We start from the raw sequence: 17014 nt of genomic DNA, 5'->3' as shown, positions 1-17014 counted from the left end.
TGGGGTGACCATATTTTACGGGGGCACCCCTTATTACGCTTTTAATTTCATTAAATATCTTGTTTTTGTGTTATTATCATTGTATCTATGGTGTATAAGACATAAATAATGATATAATAGTTAAAACTAATAATAAGGATGCGATCAAATGACAAAGTATATTATTCAAAGAGTAATCTGGATATTCATCATCTTATTTACTACTTTGACCATCACTTTCGTGCTGCTCAAATTAGCCCCTGAATATCCACCAACAAAAAATGAAGAAAAGGATACATGGCTCGAAAAACAAGTATCAGACGGTTATTATACCTCTGTTTATTATGATGCCAATGATCCGAACGATCTAGCTGAAATTCAAGCTATCCGTGAAGCTAATAGAGACAGAATTGATAGAACCATCTTTATTGTCAGCCCTATCCAAGGTAGTGGTGTCATTAAAGTCTTTTATCGTGTACCAATTTCAACCCAATATTTTAGATGGTTGGGCAATGTCTTAACCGAATGGAATTGGGGCACATCTACACGTGTTAGAACGAACGCCAGTGCATTCAGTGTCATCGCAGAAAAAATGCCACTCACGTTATCACTGAACGTGTCGGTACTGTTATTTTATCTACCATTCGGATTCTTATTCGGTATTTTGGCTGCGCTTAAAAAAGATACCATCGTTGATAATATCATGCAGATCATCATCATGATGTTCTTATCTGTACCAGCACTTGTATTCATCCTCGTCTTGATCATCATCTTCAGTTATCAATTTGACCGATTACTTGAGCCGCAGTTCCCGCTCATCGAACTTGAAAGTGGTTGGGAGATTGCGAAAGGTTATGTAATACCTGTTATCGCAGGTGGCTTACCAGCCATTGCCGGATTAACACGTTTATTAAGAGCTGAATTATCAGAAGTCTTAACCAGCGAATATGTATTGCTAGCGAAAACCAAAGGTTTAAGCCACAGACAAGCCGTTTTAAGACACGCTATTAGAAACTCCTTAGTACCAATGGTACCAGTCATCATCGGTTCCTTCGCAGGACTCCTCGGTGGTTCTTTCATCATGGAAAGTGTTTATGGTATCCCTGGTGTCGGTAGAGTTACACTACAAGCTTTAGCACAAAACCAATATGACTATAACGTCATCATGGCTTCAAGTGCTTTCTATGGCATCATTGGTTTAGTCACCGTTTTAATCGTTGACTTATCTTATGGTCTCATCGATCCACAAATTAGAATGGGGGCGAAGAAATAATGGAAAAACAGTATGATCCGAGTTATTTCCAACTGGTCCAAGAAAATGAAAAATTAATGGACAAAAAGTTGCGTACAAAGCAACTCAGTTATTTCCAAGATGCGATGCTTCGTTTTACTAAGAATAAGTATAACGTGACCGCAACCATTATCTTGCTCATCATGATTTTGATGTCCATCTTCGTTCCAATGATTACACCTAAATATTTATATAGTCAAACCAATGCAGGTATCATGACCTTGCCGCCAAGAATTCCTATTTTGGAACTCATTGGTATTACCGATGGGACCAAACTATATAAGAACCAACCTGTCCAAGTCAATACCATTGAAATTGATGAAGATGGTAAGGCTTCGGGTACACCTGAAGGTTTTGATATGGAATATATCAAACCAGGATCCATCAAATACAGTTATACCATTGGTACTGAAGTTGACGAAAAGTATGTCGGCGGAACTAATACCTTATATGTAAACTACGATAGAATCGGTTACTCCGTAGCATCGAATACATTATTTACATACACCAATGCGCATGAAATCGTATTGGATATTGAAAGCATCACTGAAGGCGCAACCCTAAAAGTGTATCTTTCACAATGGAATACCAGCAGTTTCTCCAGAACTTGGGATCAACTTGAATTATTGGGTACAGTCACCAGTGAAGGAATCCACCGTTTTGACCCAATGGATGGTGTCAGCAGTGGTACTGCTAGATTCATTGTACTAAAACTTGAACTACCTGAAAAATCTGTAGATGGTAGTGAAAATGTCGTATTTAATTCTGTCCAAATTCAAAACAAGGCAGATGAAACAGTTTTACAAGATTATACAGGTTACACTTTAGCAACATTCGTATTCTATACTCATGGTCAAGGTATTGAAAATGGGCGCTTCGTCAGAAAAGATGCGAAAATGTTGGTAGCAGAATTCGTTTATGACGTTTATGGCGCTATTTTCGCTGATAAACCTGCCACCATTGGTAGAGTAGAATATGAACGTATTTTATCGGAAAACCCAGGCATGGAAGACACCATCGAAATGGATGAAAATGATCCAAGAGCATGGACTTTCGGATCCGGTTATCCACTATCGGCTGTCACCGGTTATGAAGACTTTACCGTTCCTGGTACAGGCTTACAATTCAGAAATTATTTCGTTATGAAAGACGGCGCATACGCAGTCGGCTTTGAAGATACACCGTATTTCTTATTCGGTACCGATGAATTTGGTAGAGACTTATTTACCCTTATTTGGTTAGGTTTAAGAACATCCCTATTACTTGGTTTCATGGCAGCAGCTGTTAACATCGTTGTAGGTATCATCTGGGGTTCTACCTCCGCTTATTATGGTGGTCAAGTAGATATCTTGATGGAAAGATTTGTCGATATTTGGGGTAGTTTCCCTCAAATTACGATGATTGGTATTATTACAGTCCTCATTGGACCGGGGTTCACAGCGCTCTTCATATTCATGATTTATGATGGATGGATCGGAGCTGCCGGTATTACCCGTATCCAATTCTATCGATACAAAGGCCGTGAATATGTCCTCGCTGCTAGAACACTAGGTGCATCCGACCGCCGTATCATCTTTAAACACATCTTACCTAACGCATTAGGTACTATTGTCACCAGAGTTGTCTTAAGTATTCCATCGGTTATCTTCCTTGAAGTTAACTTATCCTTCTTAGGTTTCGGTATTGGTAATGGTCAAACCTTAGCCATCGGACCTATCGAATTAACAGGTACCTCCATTGGGGTCATCTTAAACGATGGTCAACAACAAATCATGGCTGGTAACACTTGGTTGGTTATTTTCCCAACATTGGTTGTTGCTACACTGATGATTTCTTTCAATATGTTCGGTAATGCTTTACGTGACGCCTTGAATCCACAATTGAGAGGTAGCGAATAATGAGTAATCAAGAAAAAGTACTAGAAGTCAAAAATTTGACTGTATCATTTAAGACACCTAACGGATTGGTTAGAGCAGTTAGAGACATTTCGTTTGACTTATATAAAGGCGAAACTTTGGCCATCGTTGGCGAATCTGGTTCCGGTAAATCGGTAACCAACCGTGCGATTATGGGTATTCTCGCTGGGAACGCCATCATTGATGACGGCGAAATCAACTACCGTAATCAAGATTTAACCAAATTATCAGAAGCCAACTTCCACAAGATTAGAGGGAACGAAATCGGCATGATTTTCCAAGACCCACTATCGAGTTTGAACCCAATCATGAAGATTGGTAAGCAAATCACCGAAGCGATGTTGGTCAATGGTAACCGTGTGAAGAATCGTTTCATCGATTTATTCCATAACGAGTATCACGATTATCTAAATTTATTGACACGCATCAAACTTGCGAAAAAAGATTTAAAAGACAAGATTTATGAGATCAATGTCGATAAAGAAATGACAAAAGCCGATAAGCGAGAAAAAATTGTCGCTTACAAAGCGAAATCAAAAGCATTGCTCGCTGATTTGAAGTCACAAGTTCCTGATGTAAAACGTCGTTATTTGGCTGCAAAAGCAACCGCTAAAGTTCAAATCAAGAAAGAAATTGTTGAAGTAAATCAAGAAAAACAAAAAGCAGTTTCTAATTTGAATGCTGAAATCGCGAAGAAAGTGTCTGCATTAAAGGACGCTCAAGGCAATGAAGCACAACAAAAGAGAATTAACCAAGAAATCAGAGAACTTCGTGTTGAATTAAGCAACTTAAATGAAGCTTTCAGAAGACGTTTTAAAGTCACTCAAAAAGAAGCTTATGAACGTGCTATCCAAATCATGAGAGAAGTTAACATTCCAGATCCTGAAAAACGTTTCAATCAATATCCTTTCCAATTCTCTGGTGGGATGAGACAAAGAATCGTTATCGCAATTGCGTTAACCGCAAACCCTAAACTCTTGATTTGTGATGAGCCGACCACAGCGCTAGACGTGACCATTCAAGAACAAATCTTAAACCAAATTAAAGATATTAAGAAAGAAAGAGACCTTTCGGTTATCTTTATTACCCATGACCTTGGTGTCGTAGCGAACATGGCTGACCGTGTTGCAGTTATGTATGCAGGTAAGATTGTTGAATACGGTACAGCCGATGAAATATTCTATAATCCAAAACACCCTTATACATGGGCCTTACTATCCTCAGTACCGGATTTAGATACTAAAGACAAATTGGTTTCGATTCCAGGTACTCCACCAGACATGTTATTCCCACCTAAAGGGGATGCATTCGCTGAACGTAACAAATATGCTTTAAAAATCGATTTTGAAGAACAACCACCGTTCTTTAAAGTATCCGATACGCACTATGCTGCTACATGGTTGCTACATCCAGATGCACCGAAGATTCCAACACCACCAATCATTCAACAACGCATCGAACGTTATACCAAAACAACCGCGGCAAAATTAGCGGAAACAGAAACCAAAACTAAGACAGTAGAGGGTGAATAATTTGAGTAATCCAAAACAAGAAATTTTAAGAGTGGAAAATCTCAAACAGTACTTTAAGCTTGGTTCTGGCAGGAACAAAGCAGTCAATAAAGCTGTTGACGATATTTCATTTACCATTAACAAGGGTGAAGTATTCTCGCTCGTTGGTGAATCCGGTTGTGGTAAAACCACTACAGGTAGAACCATCATCAAGTTGTATAATTCTTCCGGTGGTGAGGTCTTCTTTGAAGGCACCAGAATTATCTCAGATGTGAAAAAGGCGAAAGCAGATCATCAAGCAGTCGTTCAACGTATTACAGCCATTAAAGAACGAAAATTAAAAGCATTGTCCGAAAAAAGCGGCTTATCTGAATCAGAATTGAATGAAGAAAAAGCTAGAATTCAAGCAGAATATGATGAAGAATTCAATCGTTCCATGAATGTCCTTAGACTTGCGAAACGCGACAAACGTTTTGTCAGTGTTAAAGACCCACATGGTTTGAAGGAAATTGCAGAACTGGATAAGAATGAACGCTATCAAGCTATTCTAAAACGTTATAAAGATTCTAATGAAGCGATCAATGCACAAATCAATGAACTTCAAAAAGCAGTTAAATCTGCGGAAGGTGCTTTGGCTCGTGATAGTCAATCCAATGATAAGGATGCGAAAGCAGACTTAGCAAACAAATCTAAAGAATTGGCTAAACTAAGAAAAGAAATCAGTTTGAATGCAATTAGACAAAAACAAGACATTCTTAACTTGAAGTATCAATTAACACACAAGAACAAATTATTAATGCGTAAGATGCAAATGATTTTCCAAGATCCAATTGCATCCTTGAACCCTCGTATGACTGTTAAAGAAATCATTGCTGAAGGTCTACGTATCAATGGTGTTCGTAATGAAGCTGAAATTGATGAAAGAGTTAGAGAAGCGTTAAAAACGGTTGGTCTATTGCCTGAACATGCGAGCCGTTACCCACACGAATTCTCAGGTGGTCAACGTCAACGTATTGGGATTGCAAGAGCACTCGTTGTTGAACCATCATTCATCATCGCCGATGAACCAATTTCAGCCCTAGACGTTTCGATTAGAGCACAAATCATTAACTTGCTTAATGAGCTTAGAGAAACCAAGGGAATTACCATCTTATTCATCGCCCATGATTTATCGGTTGTTAAATACTTCACCGACCGTCTTGCCGTGATGTATTTTGGTAAGATTGTTGAAATTGGCGATAAAGATGCCATCTTCAATAATCCGTTGCACCCATATACCAAAACATTACTTGAGTCTATTCCACTGCCTGACCCTGCGTATGAGCGCACCAGAGTGAGAAGAGAACGTTACAATCCAAAAGAAGAGCATGATTACTCCGTCGAAAAACCAACCTTACGTGAGATTGAACCAGATCATTTCGTATTGTGTAACACGGTTGAATTCGAAAAGTATCAAGCTAAAATCAAAGCGAACAAATAATGAATAAGGTTCGATTGGTTATTCTGTTTACCATTCTAAATGTGTTTGCCCTAATCCTCCACTTGTGGATTATGGGCAGCACATTTACCATTTCATCCCTCAGTGATGTGCTCTTCGTTGTGGGAATTATTACATTTTTACCATCCATTGTTGCGATGACAAAAGCTTATGTGGTCTTTCAAGGATTTAGCTATGCAATGAAGTCATTATTTGCAAGAAACTTCAAAACACAGTATCCAAACTTCAAAGACTATCAATCGGTTAAAGAAGACGATGTTAAAACAACGTTTTTCATTGAATTATTGATTGCGTCGGGCATCGTCATGGTGATTGGTATTATTTTGGCGGTGATTTAACATGGATGAATTAAAACGCATTAATCAGCAATTCACAAGAACTTATATTCTATATTTGGTTGTATTCTTATTGTTTGGTGCTGTTGCAATCACTGCAGGTTTTCTCATCCGGGATAGTAATCTGGAATTCATCGTTTTTCTTTTATTAATCATCGTGTTGATGGTCGTATCTGTGTTTTTCAAATCTTATCTTGACCGTATTCAGAATGTGTCTTATTTGATTAGAATTATGCGAAACGCATCTGGACCACTTGAACTAAACCATATGAAAGAAATCCCAGTATTCGAAGCCTATGCCCGTCAGAAGGATTTTGTCCTCTATAGTCAAGCAGAAACCTTTAAAGTATTTTATAAGGCTGAAAAGGACCATATAAATCGAATCAGAAGACGCTATATTCTTCAAGTTTTGGTCTTATTGAGTCCAAGCGAACCGATTTTCTTTTCTGATAAAGCCGATGTTGAAATCAATAAGCTGAATCAAGAATTATTGAAAAAGAAAATGAAAATCTCTCGCATGCTGGTTTCACAAATCAAACCTGTAGATGAATTAAACGAATCTAACAAGCAAGCTTTAAAAGAAATCGTGTTTTATCGTAGCAAACGAGAAACCATTTCGGTCATTAATGTTGCGTTAGATAAAAACACAAACAAAGCTGTGATGTTATATTCGGATACCTACAGTCCAAGTCAGTACTATAAGTATCATGTGGATCAATTAAAAACACTCATATAGGTAAAAAGACAATCGATTTGATTGTCTTTTTTGATTTTAAGAAAGAAAAAAATGTTAGCCGGGGAAACTAACATTTCCATATCTTGATAAAGAATGAATTATTCCGGGATATTGTAGTTCAAACGATATCCAGTACCCCAAATCGTATCGATCAGTGGTTTTTGTTTATCAAATTCAATCTTATTTCTCAAGCGTGTAATATGAATGCTTAATGCATTGTCTGTAGCGGATTCATCATCATCCCAAGCATAGTGAATGATGGCATCCTTTTCAACAATATGGTTTTTATTATTGAATAAAATGCGTAATATTCTCGCCTCAACATTGGTCAATTTAACATATTCATCATGTTTTTTAACATAACGATTGTGTAAATCGATTTCAACCGAACCAATTTTCACCTTACGAATGACCCGACTGGTCTTTTCCAACAACTTAATGATAGAGCAAATACGTTCAGCGATAAGAATTGGATTAAATGGAATCCGGATGACCCCTTGAACGCCTAGTTTGTAATAGGCAATTTCATCGGATTCACTGACATCACCAATGACATAAATGGGTACAGTACCAGTTCTCACGATGGGTGATAAGTACTGCACATTCGCTTCAAAGGTAGGTTTGATTTCGTATAAAACGAAATCGAAAATCTGTTCTGCAGTCTTTTTCTGAGTTGCGGCTGCATACTTCTTTGATACTACTTGAAAATCATTTCTTCTAAACTGTGCAATAAGATCGTCATAGGGCTTAGGACGATCCGAAATCAATAAAATGTTACCCATACACACTCCCTCAAACGTCATGGATTCTACGTATTTATTGCTTTTGATTCATTTTTGATGATGAAAATAAGGTTATTTTCCTTCATCTTCAATAATATTATAGCAAACAAGTCTTTCATCTATCTTTCATACTATGTTATTTTGAAGAATGATATAACATTATTAGAAACGCTTTCATTATTCACACGAATCATTTAAAGCACTCGTTCATTGAAATAGTTATCGTTTCAATGTTTGAAAATAAATAAAATCGAAATAAAAATATGGATTTAAGTGGGTAACAATACACGATAGCCAATATAATGACAATAAATTATAGTGATTCTAGAATGCATTAAATCGACTTGAAATGAAAAAAAACCTCCTTTTTAAGGGAGGTTAATAAAAGACAATTATTTGTTTTCTAAAGATAAAATTGATTTTGTTCTCGCAAGCAGATATGAAGCTGTAACAAGTGCTAACAACGCTGCTACAATTCGATATGTACCAGAGAATATGATGTATAAGTACACATTATATCCAAACAATAGTGCAAACAAGACAATATTGATGATCATTAATAATATCATAAAGCGGTGTGATGATACAAAATCGGATTGCTTACAATAGTTGTTTCGCATCTTAAAGACGTCAGAACTTGTAATGAAGTTGAGGATTGATATGGCAAATGCAGCTACTGCAACACCAATTTCGATTGCACTCAATAGCTCATATCTAAATGTTAGTAGATTAATGGATAGGAATGCAAATAACATGTGCAACATACTGATGTAGAATAACTTACCATCAAACATGAACGTATCATACATGATGTCTGGTTCTTCTTGAATTTCAAATGACTTAGTACCAATGATCATGGCTTGAAGAACAAGTGCTTGTGCGAACAACATAATTTCTGAATTAAAACCACTGAAAATGGTTGTGATATACGTTAACTGTTGTAAATTGATTCTAGATAAATCAAATACCAAAGCAGGATTACCGCCTAGAATCTGGTTTTTAATGATATTTTGAGTATCAACAATTAGATAATATTTATACATGTAAACACTGAAGAAATAAGTACATAATACATAAAAACCAAGCCATAACAACTGCCGTAGTGTAGATTTAGATAGGGAAAAACTACCGTCTTTTACCCAGATACTAATGATAATGAATAGCATAAGGAACGTTAAAGCTTTTAAATAGATAAGAATATCGGGTAATCCAAACCCCGTTAAAATAGGTGCTATGTATAAATTGGTGATGATGATCATGATGTCAAAAAAGACAATCGCTCCAATCACATACATCAAATAGCGCATTTTTGATTCATTGCTGCGATTAATCATATGATAAATACCTCACTGTATTGTAAAATCCGTGTTTTCATTATACCACAAGAAATTATTTCGAAAAGGTGTTTCACGTCAAATCTATTAAATAAATAGCATAATCATACTAAACCTCAAAAGAGTAAAAAAAAATCACCGTTTACAGATGTTTCGTTATTGAGGATGGCAGATCAATAACAAAACATCATGATGCGTGGTGTTACGCTTAGGTATTTTTTGGGAGAAAAAATACGTAAATGGTCAATCGCTCGATCATAAAAGGACCGGTGTCGCTTTTGACAATTTCATTATAAACAAAATAAAACAACAACGACTGTGAAAATGCTTTTATTTTTTTATGAAAACGATTACCAGTTATTTTCACAAATTTTTCCCACAATTCCATTATAAATAATATAATAAATAGTGTGTATCATTAGATATACCGTTTTAAATGCGTTATAATACATGTGGTACAAGGAGGACATACAATGTCAACACTAACAATTAATAACTTACATGTCTCAATTGAAGACAAACAAATCCTAAAAGGAGTCAATCTAATAGTCAAAAGTGGCGAAGTTCACGCCATTATGGGACCGAACGGAACAGGTAAATCCACACTTGCAAGTGCATTGATGGGACATCCTAAATACGAAGTTACTGAAGGTGAAGTTTATTTAGACGACGAAAACCTACTAGAACTCGAAGTCGATGAAAGAGCAAGAGCAGGTTTATTCCTTGCGATGCAATACCCTGCAGAAGTACCTGGTGTTACCAACAGTGATTTCATGCGTTCTGCATTGAAAGCGAAGAACGATGGTCAACCAATTCCTTTATTTGATTTCATTGGCAAATATGAAAAAGCGGCTAAAGAATTAAAAATGCGTGAAGATCTACCACACAGATATTTAAATGAAGGTTTCTCTGGTGGTGAAAAGAAACGCAATGAAATTCTTCAACTAAAGATGTTAAAACCTAAATTTGCAGTCCTTGATGAAATCGACTCAGGTCTAGACATCGATGCATTGAGAGTTGTCGGTGAAAACGTCAATGGTATGGTCAATGACCAATTCGGTTGTATTTTAATTACACACTACCAAAGAATTTTAGATCACATCAAACCTACGAATGTTCATATCATGATTGATGGTAAGATTGTGCTTAGTGGTGGTCAAGAATTGATTGAAAAGATTGACCAAAATGGTTACGAATGGGTGAAAGAAGAATTGGGTATCGATTTTGTAGAAACGGACAACGAATAGTATGAATCAAATCGTCATTAAAGATCATCAAGTTCAAGGCTCTTTACCCAAAGGGATTACATTTGATGAACAAGTATTGTCCATTCAAAGAAATCAAACATTCGAAGACCCAATCAAAATCACACTCAAAGACGATAACAATGAATCTTTAGAAATCGTGGTTGGAGAATCCGCAGAAGTGAAACTCATTTTAGAGATTGCGAGTGCAGATATCAATCCAAACACCTATAATATTAAACTTACAGGCAAACCAAATGCCAATGTCAAATATCTATTGGTTTGTGACCTAGCTAGCAAGAACGCAAACTTACAACATTATTTCGTTGCTGAAAAAGATGCACAACTCGATTTAATCGGTGGATTTGTGTCCAATGTCATCAACGCAAAAATGAATGCGAAATTGGTGGGACAAGGTGCGAACGTTAAACTCAGAGCAGTCGCCATCAGTTCAACGGACAATAATCAAGTCATCGACATCGAAATCGTGCATGCTGCACCAAATTCCACGGGTACCATGCACAACATCGCGATTGCAAACTCGAATGGCCGAGTCATCCTTAATGGGGTTGAAAAAATCCTTAAAGGAATGAAACAAGCCGACGCTTATCAAAGTTTAAAAGGTATTATTGCAAGTGACCAAGCCATCATTGAAGTAAATCCAATCTTATTGATTGATGAATATGACGTCAAAGCTGGACATGGGGCAACCATCGGTAAATTGGATGAAAATAGCGTTTATTATTTGATGAGCAGAGGATTAACTCGTCCAGATGCTGAACGCTTAATGATCAATGGATTTTTAAATCCAATCATCTCCGAAATCGAAGATGAACCACTCAAAGAACGATTTGTTTCTTTGGTCAATCAAAGACTATAATCTTATGTTAGATGTCAAACAAATACGCCAACAATTCCCCATTTACGACCATAATCCTAAACTGGTATATTTAGATACAGCGGCCTCATCATTAAAACCAAAAAACGTCATCGATGTCGTTGATCACTATTATTCAAAATTAGGTGTCAATGTCCATCGTGGTGTATATGGGTTATCTTATGAAGCGACCGATTTGTATGAAGCAGCAAGAACCACGGTAGCACGCTTTTTAAATGCAAAATTTGAAGAAATCGTCTTTACCCGTGGTACCACAGCATCCCTTAATTTAGTCGCTTCTAGCTATCAAAAGCAATTAAAACCTGGGGATGAAATCATCACATCCGAATTAGAACACCATTCATCGGTTTTACCGTGGATGCAAGTTGCTAAAAACACAGGAGCAACCTTAGTATATGTCCCACTAAATTCAGAAGGACGTATTACCGTAGAAGCGTTTAAATCTGTGTTAACAGACAACACCAAAGTAGTTGCGTTAACGTATGTATCTAATGTGATGGGTTATATTACCCCCATCAAAGAAATCATCGATTTGGCACATCAAAAAAGTGCAATAGTTGTCGTGGATGCAGCTCAAGCTGCACCACACATGAAAATCGATGTCACCGCCTTAAATGCCGATTTTCTTGCCTTCTCTGGCCATAAGATTTTAGGGCCAACCGGCATCGGTGTCCTCTATGGGAAAAAACACTTACTTAACAAAATGGAACCAACCGAATTCGGTGGTGACATGGTCGACCAAGTCGAACTTTCAGGGGCAACCTGGAAGGATACCCCATACCGTTTTGAAGCAGGGACCCCCATCATTTCTGGCGCCATCGGTTTAGGTAGAGCCATCGAATTCATTGAATCGATTGGTTTTGATGAAATCCACGCACACGTGCACGCACTACATCAATATACATTAGAGAAGTTGAAATCTGTTGAAGGCATTACAGTTTACAACCCAACCTCTGAAACAGGCATCATTACATTCAATGTGGATTATGTTCATCCACACGACGCAGCCAGCATTTTCGACCAAAATCAAGTGTGCTTACGTGCAGGTCACCACTGTGCTCAACTCATTACCAAATGGTTGAAACAATTAGCAACCTTACGTGCGACATTCTATATCTATAATGATTATGAAGATGCCGATCGATTTGTAGAAAGCGTCAAAGAAGCGGTTCGTTTCTTTAAAGCGTTTTAAGGAGAAAATACATGAGTTCACAATTAGAAAATTTATATCGTCAAGTCATCATGGATCATTATAAAAATCCATACAACAAAGGCTTGGTACAAGACCCTTCCTATTTTACAGTTCATTTACACAACCCATCTTGTGGTGACGATATGACTGTACAGTTGAAGGAGACCGATGGCATCATCACCGACATTAGACATCAAGGGACTGGATGCAGTATTTGTTGTTCAAGTGCGAGTGTGATGAGCATTACGCTTAAGAATCATACCAAAGCAGAAGGGTTATCCATCATCCAAGCTTACTATCAAATGTTGACGAATGAACCATACGATCCAAATATTCTAAAAGGGGACGCTTTAGCATATCATGGTGTTGCACAATTTCCAGCCAGAATCAAATGTGCCACACTTGCATGGAAAGCAGCTGAACAAGCATTGCTTCACAACAAGGAGGAATAAACATGGATGACAATAAAAAGAAAATAGACGCCATCATTGGTGACTATAAGTTCGGTTTTAAAACCGAAAATACCCCGGTCATTAGAACGAAAAAAGGGCTAAGTGAACCGGTAGTTCGTGCCATCAGTGAATATAAAAATGAACCTGAATGGATGTTAGACTTTAGATTAAAGAGTTACCAAAAGTTCTTAGAATTAAAAAACCCTAAGTGGGGTCCAGACCTATCAGGCATCGATTTTGATGAGTTTACCTACTTCATTAGAGCGTCCGAAAAATCAGAGAATTCATGGGACGATGTTCCATCAGAAATTAAAGATACCTTTGAAAAACTAGGTATTCCTGAAGCTGAAAGAAAATTTTTAGCAGGTGTATCAACCCAATTTGAATCTGAGGTTGTATACCATTCAACCATGGCAGAATTAGAAGCTGAAGGTGTCATTTTTACCGATACCGATACCGCATTAAGAGAACACCCTGAATTGGTTAAAAAGTTCTTCGGAACTGTCATTCCTTATTCAGATAATAAATACGCCGCTTTAAATAGTGCTGTTTGGAGTGGTGGGTCATTCATCTACGTACCTAAAGGTGTGAAGGTGAAAAAACCACTACAATCCTACTTCCGTATCAACTCTGAACAAATGGGACAATTTGAACGTACCTTAATCCTCGTCGATGAAGGTGCTTCAGTCAACTATGTCGAAGGTTGTACAGCCCCTGTCTATACCAAAGACTCCCTACACGCAGCGATTGTAGAAATCGTTGTCATGAAAGGCGCAACCTGCCGTTATACCACCGTCCAAAACTGGTCGAATAACGTCATTAACTTAGTCACCAAACGTGCCTTCGTTTATGAAGATGGACACATGGAATGGATCGATGGTAACATCGGTTCAGACGTTAACATGAAATACCCATCTTGCGTATTGCTTGGGGAACGTGCTAAAGGCACCACCATCTCGATTGCGTTCGCAGGTAAAGGCCAAAATCAAGATACTGGTGCGAAGATGATTCACGTCGCACCAAACACCACTTCATCGATCATTTCCAAATCGATTTCTAGAGGTGGCGGTACTGTGAACTATCGTGGTAAAGTCGACTTTGGTAGACGTGCTAAAGGCGCGAAAGCCCATGTCGAATGCGATACCATCATTTTAGATGACTTCTCATTCTCAGATACCATCCCAACCAACATCGTTCGTAATTCAGATGTTTCATTAGAACACGAAGCAACCGTTTCTAAGATTTCAGAAGACCAATTATTCTATCTTATGAGTAGAGGTCTAACTGAAGAAGAAGCGACTGAAATGATTGTTATGGGTTTCATTGAACCATTCGCAAAAGAACTTCCAATGGAATATGCAGTAGAACTTAACCAGCTCATCAAGCTTGAAATGGAAGGTTCCATCGGATAATAAAACAAAATTCCCCAGTTTTTGGGGAATTTTTTACTTTATGATCGTTTTTATGGTACCTTTGCCATCTTTGGATTCGATCTCGACAAAAGCGCCACTAATCAATGTAAAGGTTGGTGGGATATGACCGAAATCAGCATCCATGATGATTGGGACATTCAAGTCCCCTAAAATATCCAATGTGGTTTGGTATTGGTCTAAATCAATGACAGGTGACGCATTTAGATGTCTACCAAAAATGAAGCCTTTGGTGTACTTAAACCACCCCGCCTGTTTCAGTTGCCATAGGGCTCTTTTTAAACCAAATAAGTTTAGGTCGCAAGCCTCCATGAACCAAACAATCCCTTCATCTTTATATTGTTCGATAAAAGAACTAATGTGGTCTAACGGTGTGCCTAAATGCGATATAAATACATCTAAACAACCACCGATGAATCGCCCTGCTAAGCGGATTTCAGATTCACCCCTTAAGTTAACCCATCGTGTAGGTTCAGAGAGAACATAACCACCCAATGGGTCTGGTTGTTCTGCACCTTTACCTTCATATAATGGAAAACTCGATTGGGTTAAGCGTTCTCCTGAGATGACTTCTAAAGCTTGTTTTAAAGATTCATCCATTGGATTCATACCAAATTCAGTGGTGTGTTGACCATAGATTGAAGCGGTATCTAATAAGGTATTCATCAACATCGTTAAATGGGTATTATCGGAATAGCCCATCACATATTTGGGTGGGTATTTTTTTAGGTCTTCAAAGTCGATATAAGGCAACATTTCCATCAACCATTCGCCACCACCAACACTCCATAAAAAATCGACTTTAGGGTTTTTATATAAGGTCATGAAGGCTGCTGCCCGAGCTTCTTTAGAAGCGCTCGCGCCTTGATAATAACCAAAAATATCGCCTTCACTGACAATTTGATAGCCTAGAGATTTTAACTGTTGGATGGCCGATTCTAGTCTGCTTTTATACGGTTCTGTATTCGCACCAAAGCTGCTCGCGAATAAGCCAATGGTACCATTGGGTTTTATAAATTGTGGGTATTTCATCTTATCACCAAATCCATTATATCATAGCAAAATTGACATATTTTAATTAAACACGAAATCACTCTCTTTTTTTGGTATAATTAGGTTGGTGATAACATGTACAAAGGCTACCTTTTGGTCAGTCCAGTCGAACAATTGAATCTTGATGAATTGACGACCATTCAGTCGCTTTTTTCTGATATGTTGATTAATCCAAAACAATATGTCGAAAATGATAAACTCGTCGTTTTGGTGAGAGAACCCAGTGACTTGGTTTATGAAGAATTGATCAATACCATCAATACCGATTTATTCCAAAGTTTATCTTTGTATGAATCGTCATTCTTTGAATCTGAATCTGCTTTGAAAGAGGATATGCAAAAGAAGATGTTGTCATTAAAATTTGACCGTCCATACTTAAACGACAAGATTCTATTTTATGATCGTATCCTAGGTTCAATCGATGAGCAATCGAAAAAGATGATTTTAAAACAGTTTTATGAGGATGAAGAATTCTTACACTCGATGAAGATTTTCATTGAAAAGAACCAAAATACATCTGAGGCTGCGAAAGCCTTGTATCTCCACCGTAACACATTGATTAACCGTTTAGATAAGTTCTATCGAGTTACTGGATTTGATTTGAAGAAGTTTGAAGACGCAGCGATTATATATTTGTTGATTAAGGAGAACTAGCCATGTTTAAAGCAAAGATTAAATATACCAAATACCATTATTCTGAGTTCTTTTGGTCTCACTTTTTTCGCAGGGAATCCATCATCCCGTTGATTGGGTTCGCAGTGATTCTCTTCATATTCAATATGAACTATAAGGATGTCCCTGAAGCACTTGAATTCTCACTGATTTTCGGGACTATTTTATATGTCACTATAATATCAATATTTTTTACACTCATCATTAAATTTAGGGTTAAAAGGAGCATGAAAGATACGGCTAAAAACATCCTTTTTGAATTTAACGACCAGCAATTTCATCAAACCAGCTTATATAAAGATCAACCCATCGATCAAACGGGTCCATATGTTGTTTTCAAAAAAGTGGTTGTCACCAAACGATTGATTCTGTTATATATTCGATTTAATATGGCCATCATCATACCAAAATCATCTTTAGTAGAGGGTAATGTGAATGACTTTATAAGTTTTCTAAAAGAGCGAATCCCTACATCTAAAAACAAATAACGAAGTGTGCAACTTGCACATTTCTTTTTTTTATATACTTTCGTATAATGTAAGCGTTGACAACTATATACTAATAAAGCAACCGGTAAATATGTCAAGCAGTAAAGAATAAAAAAAATATCACGAAAACGGTTGTTTAGGTGATAAGAGGACATGATTAAAAAAGGTTGAATGGATTAGAAAGAGATTTAAATGTTACTGAT

General features: G+C 37.3%; 15 protein-coding genes and 3 pseudogenes. 15 read left to right on the top strand and 3 right to left on the bottom strand.

The genetic code is table 11. The features are described 5' to 3' along the window. Nucleotides 1-148: 148 nt before the first annotated feature. The 8 genes and pseudogenes from N7548_RS06490 (at nt 149) to N7548_RS06465 (ending at nt 7266) form a co-directional block, all read left to right on the top strand. Entirely contained in the window at nt 149-1252 is a 1104-nt protein-coding gene (locus N7548_RS06490) for an ABC transporter permease (protein ID WP_263608659.1), read from the top strand. Further along, nucleotides 1252-3168 (top strand): ABC transporter permease, encoded by a 1917-nt coding sequence (locus tag N7548_RS06485; RefSeq protein WP_263608658.1) that lies wholly within the window; start codon nt 1252-1254, stop codon nt 3166-3168. Before N7548_RS06490 ends, N7548_RS06485 begins: the two co-directional genes overlap by 1 nt. After that, nucleotides 3168-3623, top strand: a pseudogene (locus N7548_RS08970) (ATP-binding cassette domain-containing protein); the annotation flags it as partial. The gene N7548_RS06485 and the pseudogene N7548_RS08970, both read left to right, overlap by 1 nt. A 48-nt stretch (nt 3624-3671) precedes the next feature. Then, complete coding sequence (locus N7548_RS06480; protein ID WP_373425185.1) at nt 3672-4718, top strand: ABC transporter ATP-binding protein; 1047 nt, start codon at nt 3672-3674, stop codon at nt 4716-4718. Then, nucleotides 4711-5115: pseudogene (locus tag N7548_RS08965) on the top strand (ATP-binding cassette domain-containing protein); the annotation flags it as partial. The gene N7548_RS06480 and the pseudogene N7548_RS08965, both read left to right, overlap by 8 nt. A 369-nt stretch (nt 5116-5484) precedes the next feature. Then, nucleotides 5485-6177, top strand: a pseudogene (locus N7548_RS08960) (ATP-binding cassette domain-containing protein); the annotation flags it as partial. Further along, nucleotides 6177-6533 carry a DUF3899 domain-containing protein gene (locus N7548_RS06470; protein ID WP_263608656.1) on the top strand — a complete coding sequence of 119 codons (357 nt, stop codon included), beginning with the start codon at nt 6177-6179 and terminating at the stop codon, nt 6531-6533. The pseudogene N7548_RS08960 and the gene N7548_RS06470, both read left to right, overlap by 1 nt. A gap of 1 nt (nt 6534) precedes the next feature. Continuing rightward, nucleotides 6535-7266, top strand: a complete 732-nt coding sequence (locus N7548_RS06465) for a hypothetical protein (protein WP_263608655.1) — start codon at nt 6535-6537, stop codon at nt 7264-7266. A 98-nt stretch (nt 7267-7364) separates the two neighbouring features. On the opposite strand, the gene N7548_RS06460 is transcribed toward N7548_RS06465, so the two are convergent. Then, nucleotides 7365-8048: a winged helix-turn-helix transcriptional regulator gene (locus tag N7548_RS06460; RefSeq protein ID WP_263608654.1), complete on the bottom strand. Its 684-nt coding sequence runs from the start codon at nt 8046-8048 to the stop codon at nt 7365-7367. A 392-nt stretch (nt 8049-8440) separates the two neighbouring features. Further along, a complete protein-coding gene (locus N7548_RS06455; protein WP_263608653.1) occupies nt 8441-9382 on the bottom strand; it encodes a hypothetical protein in 942 nt (313 codons plus the stop codon). A 473-nt stretch (nt 9383-9855) separates the two neighbouring features. Here N7548_RS06455 and sufC point away from each other — a divergent pair, with 473 nt between their 5' ends. The 5 genes from sufC to sufB are packed head-to-tail and all read left to right on the top strand — an operon-like array spanning nt 9856 to nt 14580. Then, nucleotides 9856-10629 (top strand): Fe-S cluster assembly ATPase SufC, encoded by a 774-nt coding sequence (gene sufC, locus N7548_RS06450; protein WP_263608652.1) that lies wholly within the window; start codon nt 9856-9858, stop codon nt 10627-10629. A gap of 1 nt (nt 10630) precedes the next feature. After that, complete coding sequence (locus N7548_RS06445) at nt 10631-11506, top strand: SufD family Fe-S cluster assembly protein (RefSeq protein WP_263608651.1); 876 nt, start codon at nt 10631-10633, stop codon at nt 11504-11506. Between the two features lie 4 nt (nt 11507-11510). Next, a complete protein-coding gene (locus tag N7548_RS06440; protein WP_373425183.1) occupies nt 11511-12716 on the top strand; it encodes an aminotransferase class V-fold PLP-dependent enzyme in 1206 nt (401 codons plus the stop codon). Between the two features lie 11 nt (nt 12717-12727). Beyond that, the gene (gene sufU, locus N7548_RS06435) at nt 12728-13168 is read left to right on the top strand and encodes a Fe-S cluster assembly sulfur transfer protein SufU (protein WP_263608650.1); all 441 of its coding nucleotides are present in this window, start codon (nt 12728-12730) and stop codon (nt 13166-13168) included. 2 nt (nt 13169-13170) lie between these two features. Then, entirely contained in the window at nt 13171-14580 is a 1410-nt protein-coding gene (gene sufB, locus N7548_RS06430) for a Fe-S cluster assembly protein SufB (protein WP_263608649.1), read from the top strand. A gap of 33 nt (nt 14581-14613) precedes the next feature. Here sufB and N7548_RS06425 read toward each other — a convergent pair whose 3' ends face one another. Further along, entirely contained in the window at nt 14614-15630 is a 1017-nt protein-coding gene (locus N7548_RS06425; RefSeq protein WP_263608648.1) for a S66 family peptidase, read from the bottom strand. Between the two features lie 96 nt (nt 15631-15726). Between N7548_RS06425 and N7548_RS06420 the strand changes: the two genes are divergently transcribed. Beyond that, on the top strand, nt 15727-16305 hold the full coding sequence (locus N7548_RS06420; protein WP_263608647.1) for a PucR family transcriptional regulator: 579 nt from the start codon (nt 15727-15729) through the stop codon (nt 16303-16305). Nucleotides 16306-16307: 2 nt separating this feature from the next. Next, nucleotides 16308-16811: a YcxB family protein gene (locus N7548_RS06415; protein ID WP_263608646.1), complete on the top strand. Its 504-nt coding sequence runs from the start codon at nt 16308-16310 to the stop codon at nt 16809-16811. Nucleotides 16812-17014: the final 203 nt, after the last annotated feature.

Origin of the sequence: Paracholeplasma manati (assembly GCF_025742995.1) — a bacterium.
GTDB classification, from domain to species: Bacteria; Bacillota_I; Bacilli_A; order Acholeplasmatales; family UBA5453; genus Paracholeplasma; species Paracholeplasma manati.
This window is presented reverse-complemented; position numbering and strand designations above follow the sequence as displayed.